Origin of the sequence: Streptomyces sp. NPDC004542 (assembly GCF_040610035.1) — a bacterium.
Classification (GTDB): Bacteria; Actinomycetota; Actinomycetes; order Streptomycetales; family Streptomycetaceae; genus Streptomyces.
Window position 1 is genome coordinate 1 of sequence record NZ_JBEXLP010000143.1, and the last position, 12,377, is coordinate 12,377.

Sequence of the window (12,377 nt, forward strand, 5' to 3'; positions counted from 1 at the left end):
TCGGCGGGGGTCGCCGTGGAGAAGACGCCCTCCCGCTGCCCCTCCTCGATCAGCGCGCGGAAGCGTTCGCCCGCCGCCGAGGCCCCGGCCCCGGCTCCCGCGCCGGCCGCCCCCGCCGCTCCGGCGCCCGCCCCCGCCCCGGCCGCTCCGGCCCCGCAGGCGCCCACGGCTCCGGCTCCGCAGCAGGTGACCACCCCGGCGGCCCCCGAGCCGGTGCCGTCCGCTCCGGCGCCCGCCCCGGCCCCTGCCCCGGCCCCGGTCACGCCGGCCACCGCGCCGACCGCGCCGACGGCCACCCAGGCGACCGACGAGGGCGCGTACGTGACCCCGCTGGTGCGCAAGCTCGCCGCCGAGAACGGCGTCGACCTGTCCACCGTCAAGGGCAGCGGCGTCGGCGGCCGCATCCGCAAGCAGGACGTCATCGCCGCCGCCGAGGCCGCGAAGGCCGCCGCCGCTGCCCCGGCTCCGGCCGCGGCCGCCGCTCCGGCCAAGAAGGCCCCGGCGCTCGAGGTCTCCCCGCTGCGCGGCCAGACCGTCAAGATGCCGCGCATCCGCAAGGTCATCGGCGACAACATGGTCAAGGCGCTGCACGAGCAGGCCCAGCTGTCGTCGGTCGTCGAGGTCGACGTCACGCGCCTGATGCGCCTGCGCACCCAGGCCAAGGACTCCTTCGCCGCCCGCGAGGGCGTCAAGCTGTCCCCGATGCCGTTCTTCGTGAAGGCGGCGGCCCAGGCACTGAAGGCCCACCCGGTCATCAACGCCAAGATCAACGAGGCCGAGGGCACGATCACCTATTTCGACTCCGAGAACATCGGTATCGCGGTGGACTCCGAGAAGGGCCTGATGACCCCGGTCATCAAGCACGCGGGCGACCTCAACATCGCCGGTATCGCCAAGGCCACGGCCGAGCTCGCGGGCAAGGTCCGGGCCAGCAAGATCACCCCGGACGAGCTGTCCGGCGCGACCTTCACCATCTCCAACACCGGTTCGCGCGGCGCGCTGTTCGACACGATCATCGTGCCGCCGGGCCAGGTCGCGATCCTCGGCATCGGTGCCACGGTCAAGCGTCCGGCCGTCATCGAGACCGAGGAGGGCACGGTCATCGGCGTCCGCGACATGACCTACCTGACCCTCTCCTACGACCACCGCCTGGTGGACGGCGCCGACGCGGCCCGTTACCTGACGGCGGTCAAGGCGATCCTGGAGGCGGGCGAGTTCGAGGTCGAGCTCGGCCTCTGACGCCCCCGAGCAGGCAGTAAGGCGCCCCGTCCGGGCTTTCCCGGGCGGGGCGCCGCCCTTCGAGGGCCGGCCGCACGCGCCGGAAACCTCGTGTGCGCCTCGTCTCACCTGGGCAAAAGCCCACCCACACGCCCTGCCCGCGGAACGAACCCACCGTATTGTCTAAACGTCAACGCCCCCGGGAGCCGCAGTACGGCCCCTCCCTAAGGAGCCCGCCATGACCGCGCCCGTCGTCCACTCGCTGCGCGAGCAGATCCGCGAGCACATCGTGGAGGGAATCGTCAGCGGGCGCTGGCAGCCGGGCGAGCGCATCGTGGAGCGCCGGATCGCCACCGAGCTGGAGGTGAGCCAGACCCCCGTCCGGGAGGCCCTGCGCGAGCTGGAGTCCCTGCGCCTGATCGAGTCCGCGCCGAACAAGGGCGTACGGGTGCGGAACCTGACGTCGGCCGACCTGGAGGAGAGCTACCCGGTGCGGGCGGGCCTGGAGGCCATCGCCGCGGAACTGGCGGCCGCCCGCCTCGCGGAGGACTGCTCGGCCCTGGAGCCGCACGTCGACGCGCTGTACGAGGCCGACCGCGACGCCGACGGCACGGGCCAGGTCCGGCACACGGTGGCCTTCCACCGCGAACTGGTCCGCGCGGCCGGCAACTCGGTGCTGCTGCACACCTGGGAGGGCCTGGGCATCGAGGTGTTCACCGCCCTCTCCATCCGCTGGCTGGGCACGGTCCAGCAGTCCTACGCCGAGGAGCACGAGGAACTGGTGCAGGCCTTCAAGCGCCGGGACCCGCGCATCGCCGACCTGGTGAAAGCCCACGTCCTGGGCTGCGCCCCCCGCCCCTGACCCGGCCCCTCCCCCGGACCCCGCCCGCCCCCACAGGGGAGCCCCCCAACGCCGCGACTCGGCAGCACCCACGCAACCGCGCCGACCGCCCCACCGGGACCCGCGCATCACCGACCAGCCGAAAGCCCACGTCATCGGCTGCGCCCCGCCCCTGACCCGGCCTTCGCCCACCGGATCACCCGAGCGCTCCCCCGCTCAAACGCCGTCCGACCTGGGAAAACCCCGCCCAACCACGACACTCGGTGCCCTCGCCGGAGGCACCCCGTGCCGACTTTCTCGAAATCAAGAGGTTTTGCCCCTCAACCCTTTGATCGATCATCGATCAGGGAGTTAGAGTCGCCGACGGACTTCTACCCGAGGTCCGTCGCCCTGTCCTGCCAAAGACCTAGGGCACCCGACACATCTCACAGGGAACCCCCTTCGACTGAGGAAGGCGGCGACATGACCGACCCCAACGCCATCCAGCCGAGCGCGCTCGACCAGCTCCCGGACCGCGACCCCGAGGAGACCGCCGAGTGGCGGGCCTCCCTGGACGCCGTCGCCAGGGAAGCCGGGCCGCACCGCGCCGCGTACCTGATGCGCCGCACGCTGGAGCGCGCCGAGGCGGGCGGCATCGCGCTGCCGAAGCTCCTCGAGACCGACTACGTCAACACCATCCCCACCTCCGCCGAACCGGACCTGCCCGGTGACCCGGCGATGGAGGCCCGGATCACCGCCTGGAACCGCTGGAACGCGGCCGCGATGGTCACCCGGGGCAGCAAGCACGGCGTCGGCGGCCACATCGCCACCTTCGCCTCGGCCGCCTGGCTGTACGAGACCGGCTTCAACCACTTCTTCAAGGGCAAGGACGCGAAAGAGGCCGCAGGCTCCGGCGACCAGCTCTACATCCAGGGCCACGCCTCCCCCGGCATCTACGCCCGCGCCTTCCTCGACGGCCGGCTGGACGAGACGCACCTCGACAACTTCCGCCAGGAGGCCGGCGGCAGCGGCCTGCCCTCCTACCCGCACCCGCGCCGCCTGCCCTGGCTGTGGGAGTTCCCCACGGTGTCGATGGGCCTCGGCCCGCTCTCCGCGATCTACCAGGCCCGCTTCAACCGCTACCTCACCAGCCGCGGCATCAAGGACGTCTCCGCCTCCCACGTGTGGGCCTTCCTCGGCGACGGCGAGATGGACGAGCCCGAGTCGACGGCGGCCCTCGCGCTCGCCGCCCGCGAGGAGCTGGACAACCTCACCTTCGTCATCAACTGCAACCTGCAGCGCCTCGACGGCCCGGTGCGCGCCAACTTCAAGATCGTGCAGGAGCTGGAGGCCCAGTTCCGCGGCGCCGGCTGGAACGTGGTCAAGACGCTGTGGGGCACGGCGTGGGACGAGCTGTTCGCCCTGGACACCACGGGTGCGCTCGTACGCCGCCTGCGCCAGGTACCGGACGCGCAGGTCCAGACGTACCAGACCCGCGACGCCGCCTACATCCGCCAGGACTTCTTCGGCGCCGACCCGGCGCTCGTGGAGATGGCGAAGCTGCTGAGCGACGACAAGATCCTCGAGTGTTTCCACCTCTCCCGCGGCGGCCACGAGGCCCGCAAGGTCTACGCCGCGTACAAGGCCGCCGTCGAACACAAGGGCGCGCCGACCGTGATCCTGGCCCAGACGGTCAAGGGCCACACCCTCGGCGAGGGCTTCGCGTCGAAGAACGCCAACCACCAGATGAAGAAGCTGTCGGTGGACGAGTTCAAGGCGATGCGCGACCTGCTCGAACTGCCCATCAAGGACAGCGACTTCACCGACGGCGTGGTCCCCTACGGCCACCCGGGCGCCGACTCCCCCGAGGTCCGCTACCTCCAGGAGCGCCGCGCGGCCCTCGGCGGCCCGGCCCCGGCCCGCCGCGTCCACCCGCTCGCCCCGCTGCCCGCCCCCGCCGAGAAGGCCTTCGCCTCCTTCGACAAGGGCTCCGGCTCCCAGAACGTGGCCACCACCATGGCCTTCGTCCGCCTGGTCAAGGACCTGGTCCGCGACAAGGAGACCGGCAAGCGCTGGGTGCCGATCGTCCCGGACGAGGCGCGCACCTTCGGCATGGAGAGCCTCTTCCCGTCCCTCGGCATCTACTCGCCGAAGGGCCAGACGTACGAGCCGGTCGACCGCGACCAGCTGATGTACTACAAGGAGGCCGAGAACGGCCAGATCCTCAACGAGGGGATCACCGAGGCCGGTTCGATGGCCGACTTCATCGCCGCGTCGACCGCGTACGCGACGCACGGCGAGGCGATGATCCCCTTCTACATCTTCTACTCGATGTTCGGCTGGCAGCGCACCGCCGACCAGATGTGGCAGCTCGGCGACCAGCTCGGCCGCGGCTTCCTCGTCGGCGCCACGGCGGGCCGCACCACCCTGACCGGCGAGGGCCTCCAGCACGCCGACGGCCACTCCCCGGTGATCGCGGCGACGAACCCGGCGGCACTGTCGTACGACCCGGCGTTCGCGTACGAGATCGCGGTGATCGTCCGCGAGGGCCTGCGCCGGATGTACGGCGAGACGGCCCCCGGTGAGGACCCGAACGTCTTCTACTACCTGACCGTCTACAACGAGCCCCTGCCGCAGCCCGCGAAGCCCGCCGTCGCCGGCATCGACGAGGGCATCGTCAAGGGCCTGTACCGCTTCAACACGGCGGAGTCCGCGGGCGTGACCGTGCCGGCCAACGCCCCGCGCATCCAGCTGCTGGGCTCCGGCACGGCGATCCACTGGGCGCTGAAGGCGCAGCGGCTGCTCGCCGACGAGTGGGGCGTGGCGGCCGACGTCTGGTCGGCCACCTCCTGGACGGAGCTGCGCCGCGACGCGCTCGAGGCCGACGCGGCCCTGCTGCGCGGCGAGGAGCGGGTGCCGTTCGTCCGCCGGGCGCTGCAGGGCGCCGAGGGCCCGGTGCTCGCGGTCTCCGACTACATGCGCCAGGTCCCCGACCAGATCGCGCAGTGGGTCGACCAGGACTGGTCCTCCCTGGGCGCCGACGGCTTCGGCCTCTCGGACACCCGTGAGGCGGCCCGCCGCCACTTCGGCGTCGACGCGGAGTCGATCGTCGTCGCGGCCCTGGCCCAGCTCGCCCGGCGCGGCGAGGTCAAGGCGGCCGCGGTGAAGGAAGCGCGGGAGAAGTACGGCCTGTAACAGCGCACGGCCGAGGGAAGGGGCACGACGTCTCGCCGTGCCCCTTCGCTGTCAGTGGTGCCCGGCATGATGAACGCATGCGTGCCGCCCGCCTGATCAAGATGGTGCTCCTGCTCCAGTCCCGGCCTTCCATGACCGCCGCGGAGCTCGCGCGCGAGCTGGAGGTGTCCGAGCGCACGGTCACCCGGGACGCACAGGCGCTGTCGGAGGCGGGGGTGCCGGTGTACGCGGACCGGGGCCGGGCGGGGGGCTACCGGCTGATCGGCGGCTACCGGACCCGGCTGACCGGTCTGGCCCGCACCGAGGCGGAGGCGCTGTTCCTGTCCGGTGTGCCGGGGGCGCTGCGCGACATGGGGCTGGCGGACGTGGCCTCGGCGGCCCACCTGAAGGTGTCCGCCGCCCTGCTCCCCTCCTTCCGGGACGCCCCGCGCACGGCGGCCCAGCGCTTCCACCTGGACGCGCCGGCCTGGTTCCGCGAGCCGGAGACACCGGCACTGCTGCCCGCCGTCGCCGAGGCGGTGTGGGACGACCGGTGCGTGACGGCCCGCTACCGACGGGACGGCGGCGAGGTGGAGCGGGAGCTGGAGCCGTACGGGCTGGTGCTGAAGGCGGGGGTCTGGTACCTGTGCGCGCGGGTCCCGCCAGCGGACGCCTTCCGGACGTACCGCATGGACCGCTTCACCGCCGTCGAGGTCTCGCGGGCCCGCTTCGAGCGGGACGAGGACTTCGATCTGCCGGGCCACTGGGCGGAGCGGGCGGAGGGCTTCGCGCGCTCGATCCTGCGGGCCGAGGTGGTGGTCCGGCTGACGGCGGAGGGGATGCGGAGGCTGCCGTACGCCGTCGATCCGGTGTCCGCGAGGGACGCGGTGGAGGCGCGGGCGGAGACGGCCGAGGCGGCGGAGGCGGCGGCGGCGCAGGCAACCGAGACGGAGACGGGCGAGGCGGCCGGTGACGGCTGGGTGACGCTGACCCTGCGGGTGGAGTCCGAGGAGGTCGCGCACACCCAGCTGACCGCGCTCGGCCCGGAGGTGGAGGTGCTGGCGCCGCAGTCGCTGCGGGCCCGCTTCGCGCGGGACGCGCGGCGGCTGGCCGGGCTGTACGCCCGCGCCTGACGAGATCCGCCGCACTCCGCGTGCGCCCGTGTGCCCGAGGGCCGATGCTGGACCCGTGATGGACGAGATGGAGTTCTGGGAGCTGGTGGACGCCACCCGCGAGGCCGCCGAGGGCGATCCCGAGGAGCAGGCCGACCTGCTCGTGGACCGGCTTCTCCAGCTGGACCCCGAGATGGTCCTGGACTTCGCCCGTCACTTCGAGGCCCGCTACAACCGCGCGTACACCTGGGACCTGTGGGGCGCCGCCTGGGTGCTCCTTGACGGGGCCAGCGACGACGCGTTCGACTTCTTCCGCTGCTGGCTGATCGGCCAGGGCCGCGCGGTCTACGAGGGCGCGGTCCACGACCCCGACTCCCTGGCCGACCTCCTGGACGACTTCGACGAGGAGGCCGACGGCGACGGCGAGGAACTGGGCTACGCGGCGGACGAGGCGTACGAGCAGCTCACCGGCACGGTCGCCCCCGACCTGGGCATCGCCCCGGCACCGGCGGAGCCGGAGGGAACACCGGTCGACTTCGAGGACGAGTCGGCCCTCGCCGAGCGCTACCCCCGCCTCTGGGCCCGCTTCAAGGACTGACCCCCTCCGCCTTCTCGCCATCCTTCCTGTGCGTGGGCCAAGCGACCGGACACACCGTCAGAAACCCTGGCCAAGGGGTTTGTTCCCGGTTTTGCGCGCGCTGGGGGTACGCTGGGGCCAATCATCCCGGACCGCCAGGTGGCGAGTCGTACCCGGGCAGGTTGCCACCTGGCAGGTTGCTCGTGGCAGACTGCCGGGTGGCAGTCCTCAGTCATCCTCGAAAAGAATCGGGACCGTGAGGAGATGGCGTCGAAAGATCCCGCACTTGAACGGCGCAGGGTGCGACTGGCCCTGCGCGCTTTCCGCAACGACGCACAGCTCAATCAGCCCGATGTGGCCGAGCGGCTGTCCTGGTCGCCGTCCAAGGTGATCCGTATCGAGGGCGGCTCGGTCGGTGTGTCGGTGACCGACCTGCGCGCCCTCCTCGATCTGTACGGTGTGCGGGACGAGGAGACGCGGCGCCGGCTGGAAGAGGCCACCCGCGCGAGCCGACGGCCTCCGTGGTGGAGCGAGTACCGGGACGCCGTGGGCCCGCAGTTCGCCGTGTACCTCGGTTTCGAGAGCGCGGCGGACGTCCTGTCCGCCTACGACCCGACCTTCGTCCCCGGCCTGCTCCAGACCGAGCAGTACACCCGCGCGCTGCTGGACGGCCGCCAGCCGGAGGCCAAGGTCGACGCGAGCGTGCGGCTGCGCGCCGAGCGGCGGCGGCGGTTGGTCCGCGAGGCCGGCGGACCACGGCTGAGGTTCCTGGTCGACGAGGCGGCGCTGCGGCGCTGGATCGGCGGACCGGAGACCATGCGCGCCCAGCTGGAACAACTGAAGTCCGCCGCCCGTCTCCCGCACGTGGACCTGAGCGTCGTGCCGTTCACGCTGGGGGCCCACCCCGTGCTGCGCAACGGCGCGATAGCGCTGACGTTCAACGACGATGACGACGTTCTCTTCGTGGAGGGCCCGAACGGCGCACTGACGACCCGCGACGACCAGGAGGCCGTCGTCGACTACCTGGAGAAGTTCGAGACGTCCCGCACCGACGCCGAGTCCGGCGACGCAGCGGTCGCCTTCATCGACGAGGTGCTGGAGCAGTACCCGTCATAGCAGGAGCTTTCCCCCCTACTGGCGACAGTCGGGCAGAGATCGGAGAGGCCCGTGACGGGTGTCTTCAGGCGGATACGGCAGAGGCGGGCACAGGACAGTGCCCGCCCGGGCACCCCTGTGCCCCAGCCCGCCTCGTCGACCGCTTCGACAGATACGGACGCTACGGCAGATCCGGGCGGACAGGCCGGCACACCCGTGCCCGCGGTCCCGGCGGAGCCCGGTGACGCGCTGGAGCCGAGCCCGCCGACCGTGGTCATCTCCCCGCCCCCGGCCGAGGTGGCCCCGCCGAGGGACGTCCTCCTGGACCGGCCCATGACGTTCCTGGACTTGATGACCTACCTCTCGCACGCGGTGGCGAACTCGGACTCGGCCCTGAAGAGGTTCCTCAGGGCCGCCGCGGGCCTCGCCCTCATATTCGTGGGGCTGATCGCGGCCATGTGGGTGACAGCCATCGTCCTGTACGCCCTGGTCCACGCGATCGCCCCGGGAGACACCCCGTCCCTGCGCACGCTCATGCTGAGCGTCTTCGGCACCGGCGGGTTCGGCACGTTCGTCCTGGTCTACCGGCGAATACGCAGGTGGTTCAGGAACCGTCAGACGAACTCCACCACGGCAGCCACAGCGACCACTCCGGCCGCTCCGGCCGCTCCGGCCGCTCCGGCTAATCCGACGACCGGAACCCGTCCCCAAGAGCCCGAGCCGCCAACTGCGGGAACCGGCGGGCAGCAGCCGTAGCACCCCGGTCGAGCAGCAGGCCCACGAGACCCGCCACCGTCGCGCCGACCGCCGCCCACACCCAGGGACGCAGCCCCGGTGTCACCGCGAGGGAGAGCAGCACACCCATCAGCGTGGCCGTACCACCGGAGAGCACGAAGCAGACGACGATCAAGGCGACCAGCGGCAGCAACGGCCGCGCGCCGGGCCTGTCCACGTTCCCGGTGGGAAGCGACGTGGCCGTGGAATCCTCCGTGGAATCCCCCATCTCGCCCCCAGGCAGCTGCTTTGGACTCCGGTAATGGTCCGGAAATCGTCTCACTGCTCGGCCCAATCGAACCACAGGAACCCCCCGTCCCGGATTTCACCCCGCCCTGATGGCCGGAAGTCGCCCATCACACCGGACCTCCCAGGGTTGTACCGCATAACGCGCGCAGAAACTCCCGCCAGGCCGGGGCATCGAAGGCGACGATGTGTCCCTTCGGGCGATGCGACTCACGCACCCGAACTCCCCCGTCCGTCACGGCGACTTCCACGCACTCGACCGGATCGCAAGCACTGCTTTTGCGCCAGTCGAGCCCGAGCAGGTCACCCTCGCCCACCCTGACTCCCTCGCACCACAAGGCCGACGACCGTGCGGACCGAGGCTGCGCCCCGCCTGGAAAACCCCCGTATTCCCTGCGGCTGTCGGCCCGCGCACCGTAGCGCAGGCGCGGAAGCCCTCGCAGGACGACAGCGGGAGTGGCCAGTGCGCGGCACGAACCCGACCGCAGGTCACTCACTTCTGTCCTACTTTTGTCCCAAAAGGTTAGGCTCTCCAAACCCGCGGGCCAAGTGGCAAACAAGCCCGATTGCCTTACTGGGCAAGCACGTTCACAGCGCGGTGGTGCGCCGGCGGCTGCTGTCCGCCGGAATGTAGGCCTGCACCTGCTCCGCCTTGACCGCGTGGTGCATCGGTGCCTTGTTGGCCTGGTCGAGCGCGGACGCGGTGACGGCGGCCGGGCCGAGGATCACCGTGGCGACGGCGCAGACGACGGTCCAGGCACTCTTCTTCATCTCGGTCCCCATCCTGATCCCCACCTTCGGTCAGTGCGTGCCCCTGACGCTATGGCGCCCCGCTCAGCGGGATCGGTGAGCCGCCTACGAGGAACCTGTGAGGGCGGCGCGGACGAGGGCGATGCCGTGGAGCACGGTCCGGGGAGCGGCCTGCGGCGACGGCTCCAGCCCCGCGCAACGGCGGCAGATACCCGTACGCACGCCACGCGGCAGCGGATCGCGGCACTCACCGCACTCGGCCAGCCGCTCGACCGGTGTGCGCGGCGCGGGCGTCCGGCTCGCCAGGCGGTACGCGAGATGCGCGGCCGGGGCCCGCACGGGCCGGGGCAGGTCGGCGGTGAGGACGTGCCGGAGGTCGGCCTCGGTGGCACCGGTCGTCGCGAGCCATCGCGCGACGAGCGGAGCGAGACGTTCGACTTCGGGGGTACCGAGCCGGAGCGCGGGGGCGTGATCGCCGAGACGGGCCAGGAAGGCGGAGGCGGCGGCCGGGTTGGGGGTGTTGTCCTCGGTGTCTTCACAGAAGGTGGATGCGCCGACGGCCTGACCGGCCTCGTCACCGACGGGCGGGTCCTGGTCACCCGGACGCGCCCGAGCGGGGTCAGCAGTACCGACGGACCCGACGGAGCCGAAGGCGGCGGCGATCTCGCCCTCGGCCGTCAACGCCACGTTGGAGACGAGCACTTGCGTGGACCAACGGCCGGTCTCCGGGTCCTGCGACCGCCGGGTGTGGAGGTACCCCTCCTCCTCCAGTTGCCGCCCGGCCTTACGCACGGCGAGCCGCCCTTCCGGCATCTTCTCGCCGATGCTCTGGATGGTCTCGCGGGAGCCCTCGGGCAGGGACAGCGCCCACTGAAGGAGCCGCACGGCGGTCCCGTTGAGCCGGGGATGCCGGATGATCTCGTTCGGCGTCTGGGAGAAGAACCGGGCGGGAGGGATAGCATGCTTGAGCATCGCGGTGGACTCCTGGTTTTCCACTCGCCGGTGAAGGCCCTCAGACCGGTGTTGGCGCACCACTGAGGGCCGCTCCGCGTTGGCGCACGGAGCGTGATGACGCGATTACCCTACCGCCGTCCGGGTGGCGAAATTTACGAAAGCCGCCCACTCGTCCGCCGAGAAGGCGAGCGTGGGGCGGGACTTGGCCTTGGAGTCACGGACATGGACGCCGGACGCGTGGCATTCGAGGGCGACTTCTAGGCACTGCCCGCCCGCGTCGCCGCTGTAACTCGACTTGACCCACGTCAGATGCTCAGTGTTCATAGCGCGCTCGCCATCCCCTCGATCAGCTTCGCGGACTCTCCCGGCGGGAGGGCCTGAGACCGGATCATCCCAAACCGAGTGACCAGTTCGCTCACCTCTTCGCGGTCCTCGATCACAAGACCTCCGGCCTGTCCTTGGTTCAAAGCGATTGACATTTGAGGTCAATCCTGGGCAAGTCGGACGGCCGGAGCAAGATCTTCAGCAGCCTTCTAGGTCCGCAGCCCGGCCGTTGCAGTTGTGGACGAGTACCGGAGTGGCCCCCGCCAGCACATGTACGTGTGCTACGCAAGCCCTCCCCACCTGCGTTTTCGCAGGTCATCGGCGGTTTCATGCTCCGCTGGCATCCATGGCTGTGCCCTGGTATCCGTGGTTGTTGCCGTCAGCGCTGCCGTCAGAGGTGCAGACCCCCACGAAGCAGCGGGGCGGCCCGGCAACTCCTGGGCCGACGGCGGCTGCGGACCCCACACTGAGCGCATGACCGTCCGCGAGGAAGCACACCGGCTGCTCGACGCGGTGCCGGAGGACCGGCTGCCCGACGCCATAGAGCTGCTGCGGCAATGGGCGGAAGTGGAGCGTGGCGAGCGCCCCCGCCGCCGGTTCCGCACGACCGGCGTCTTCGACGGCGAACCCGACCTCGCGGTCCGCTCCAAGGAGATCGTCCGCGACGCCTGGGCCAGTGAGGAGCCCCGGAGCGCGTGATCGTCATCGACACGGGCCCCGTGGTGGCGGCCGCCAACCGCAAGGACGACTACCACCTGCAGTGCGTCGACCTGCTCCAGAACTTCCCCGGCCCGCTCCTGCTGCCCGCCCCACTGCTGACCGAGATCGGCTACATGCTCGCCAGTCGTGCTGGCCGGGATTGGCGCTGGTGGAGTTGTCGGTTGTCGAGCAGAGATACCGGGCTGTGCACGGTTGGTGCGGCGCTGGTAGCGCTCCACGACGCCGGGAACCTGGTCGCGGAACGTCTGCCGCGGGCAGCCGAGCACCGGGCACACCAGTCTCCGCAAGACCACCGAGACGACGACCCGCCGCCCGTCCACCGGCACGTCCGCGACCGTCCGATGGTGAAAGCCGTGGACTTTCTCCGTCAGCGCCCCGCACGCCGGACACGGCACCGGCCGGCCCTGCGTCCGGGCCGTCACCTGGATGCCCCCACCTTCGGCCGTCACATCCTCGACGACGAGCGCCGATAGCCCCGAAAACACCAGCCCCACAAGCTCGTTGACATCTCGCATGCCTTGAGCCCTTTCCAACCTGGCTGTTGGGTGCGGCGTTGGGCTGACAACATGGTGAAGCCCCTGGTAGATGGGTTTTCGACCAAGAGAACCGTCTC

The 12,377-nt window shown here is 71.2% G+C and carries 13 protein-coding genes and 1 pseudogene; 8 read left to right on the forward strand and 6 right to left on the reverse strand.

Annotated elements, in window-relative coordinates:
• The 7 genes from sucB to ABZX30_RS36575 form a co-directional block, all read left to right on the forward strand.
• Window positions 1–1,239 (forward strand): 2-oxoglutarate dehydrogenase, E2 component, dihydrolipoamide succinyltransferase (gene sucB / locus ABZX30_RS36545; protein WP_355942303.1); only part of this gene is annotated, 1,239 nt, incomplete at its 5' end.
• 217 nt (window positions 1,240–1,456) lie between these two features.
• The gene (locus tag ABZX30_RS36550; protein ID WP_355942306.1) at window positions 1,457–2,080 is read left to right on the forward strand and encodes a GntR family transcriptional regulator; all 624 of its coding nucleotides are present in this window, start codon (window positions 1,457–1,459) and stop codon (window positions 2,078–2,080) included.
• Window positions 2,081–2,521: 441 nt separating this feature from the next.
• Window positions 2,522–5,233: a pyruvate dehydrogenase (acetyl-transferring), homodimeric type gene (gene aceE / locus ABZX30_RS36555; protein WP_355942309.1), complete on the forward strand. Its 2,712-nt coding sequence runs from the start codon at window positions 2,522–2,524 to the stop codon at window positions 5,231–5,233.
• Between the two features lie 77 nt (window positions 5,234–5,310).
• The gene (locus ABZX30_RS36560) at window positions 5,311–6,345 is read left to right on the forward strand and encodes a WYL domain-containing protein (RefSeq protein WP_355942312.1); all 1,035 of its coding nucleotides are present in this window, start codon (window positions 5,311–5,313) and stop codon (window positions 6,343–6,345) included.
• 58 nt (window positions 6,346–6,403) lie between these two features.
• Window positions 6,404–6,922, forward strand: coding sequence for a DUF4240 domain-containing protein (locus ABZX30_RS36565; protein ID WP_355942333.1), 519 nt, complete (start codon window positions 6,404–6,406; stop codon window positions 6,920–6,922).
• Window positions 6,923–7,165: 243 nt separating this feature from the next.
• Window positions 7,166–8,017 carry a helix-turn-helix transcriptional regulator gene (locus ABZX30_RS36570; protein WP_355942315.1) on the forward strand — a complete coding sequence of 284 codons (852 nt, stop codon included), beginning with the start codon at window positions 7,166–7,168 and terminating at the stop codon, window positions 8,015–8,017.
• Between the two features lie 195 nt (window positions 8,018–8,212).
• Window positions 8,213–8,752, forward strand: a complete 540-nt coding sequence (locus ABZX30_RS36575) for a hypothetical protein (protein WP_355942317.1) — start codon at window positions 8,213–8,215, stop codon at window positions 8,750–8,752.
• 374 nt (window positions 8,753–9,126) lie between these two features.
• Here the strand turns inward: ABZX30_RS36575 and ABZX30_RS36580 are convergent, their stop codons facing one another.
• The 5 genes from ABZX30_RS36580 to ABZX30_RS36600 all read right to left on the reverse strand — a co-directional run bounded on the left by ABZX30_RS36580 (window position 9,127) and on the right by ABZX30_RS36600 (window position 11,199).
• Window positions 9,127–9,333 carry a DUF397 domain-containing protein gene (locus tag ABZX30_RS36580; RefSeq protein WP_355942320.1) on the reverse strand — a complete coding sequence of 69 codons (207 nt, stop codon included), beginning with the start codon at window positions 9,331–9,333 and terminating at the stop codon, window positions 9,127–9,129.
• Window positions 9,334–9,604: 271 nt separating this feature from the next.
• Entirely contained in the window at window positions 9,605–9,799 is a 195-nt protein-coding gene (locus ABZX30_RS36585) for a hypothetical protein (protein WP_355942322.1), read from the reverse strand.
• A 72-nt stretch (window positions 9,800–9,871) separates the two neighbouring features.
• Complete coding sequence (locus ABZX30_RS36590; protein ID WP_355942325.1) at window positions 9,872–10,738, reverse strand: hypothetical protein; 867 nt, start codon at window positions 10,736–10,738, stop codon at window positions 9,872–9,874.
• Window positions 10,739–10,843: 105 nt separating this feature from the next.
• Window positions 10,844–11,044, reverse strand: coding sequence for a DUF397 domain-containing protein (locus ABZX30_RS36595; RefSeq protein WP_355942328.1), 201 nt, complete (start codon window positions 11,042–11,044; stop codon window positions 10,844–10,846).
• Window positions 11,041–11,199 (reverse strand): Scr1 family TA system antitoxin-like transcriptional regulator, encoded by a 159-nt coding sequence (locus ABZX30_RS36600; RefSeq protein WP_355942331.1) that lies wholly within the window; start codon window positions 11,197–11,199, stop codon window positions 11,041–11,043. Before ABZX30_RS36600 ends, ABZX30_RS36595 begins: the two co-directional genes overlap by 4 nt.
• A gap of 319 nt (window positions 11,200–11,518) precedes the next feature.
• Between ABZX30_RS36600 and ABZX30_RS36605 the strand changes: the two genes are divergently transcribed.
• Complete coding sequence (locus ABZX30_RS36605; protein WP_019888794.1) at window positions 11,519–11,743, forward strand: hypothetical protein; 225 nt, start codon at window positions 11,519–11,521, stop codon at window positions 11,741–11,743.
• A gap of 209 nt (window positions 11,744–11,952) precedes the next feature.
• Here the strand turns inward: ABZX30_RS36605 and ABZX30_RS36610 are convergent.
• Window positions 11,953–12,249: pseudogene (locus ABZX30_RS36610) on the reverse strand (transposase family protein); the annotation flags it as partial.
• Window positions 12,250–12,377: the final 128 nt, after the last annotated feature.

Coding starts and splice junctions, on each gene's coding strand:
- ABZX30_RS36550 (WP_355942306.1), top strand. CDS start 1,457: ATGACCGCGCCCGTCGTCCACTCGCTGCGCGAGCAGATCCGCGAGCAC.
- aceE (WP_355942309.1), top strand. CDS start 2,522: ATGACCGACCCCAACGCCATCCAGCCGAGCGCGCTCGACCAGCTCCCG.
- ABZX30_RS36560 (WP_355942312.1), top strand. CDS start 5,311: ATGCGTGCCGCCCGCCTGATCAAGATGGTGCTCCTGCTCCAGTCCCGG.
- ABZX30_RS36565 (WP_355942333.1), top strand. CDS start 6,404: ATGGACGAGATGGAGTTCTGGGAGCTGGTGGACGCCACCCGCGAGGCC.
- ABZX30_RS36570 (WP_355942315.1), top strand. CDS start 7,166: ATGGCGTCGAAAGATCCCGCACTTGAACGGCGCAGGGTGCGACTGGCC.
- ABZX30_RS36585 (WP_355942322.1), bottom strand. CDS start 9,799: ATGGGGACCGAGATGAAGAAGAGTGCCTGGACCGTCGTCTGCGCCGTC.
- ABZX30_RS36590 (WP_355942325.1), bottom strand. CDS start 10,738: ATGCTCAAGCATGCTATCCCTCCCGCCCGGTTCTTCTCCCAGACGCCG.
- ABZX30_RS36595 (WP_355942328.1), bottom strand. CDS start 11,044: ATGAACACTGAGCATCTGACGTGGGTCAAGTCGAGTTACAGCGGCGAC.
- ABZX30_RS36600 (WP_355942331.1), bottom strand. CDS start 11,199: ATGTCAATCGCTTTGAACCAAGGACAGGCCGGAGGTCTTGTGATCGAG.
- ABZX30_RS36605 (WP_019888794.1), top strand. CDS start 11,519: ATGACCGTCCGCGAGGAAGCACACCGGCTGCTCGACGCGGTGCCGGAG.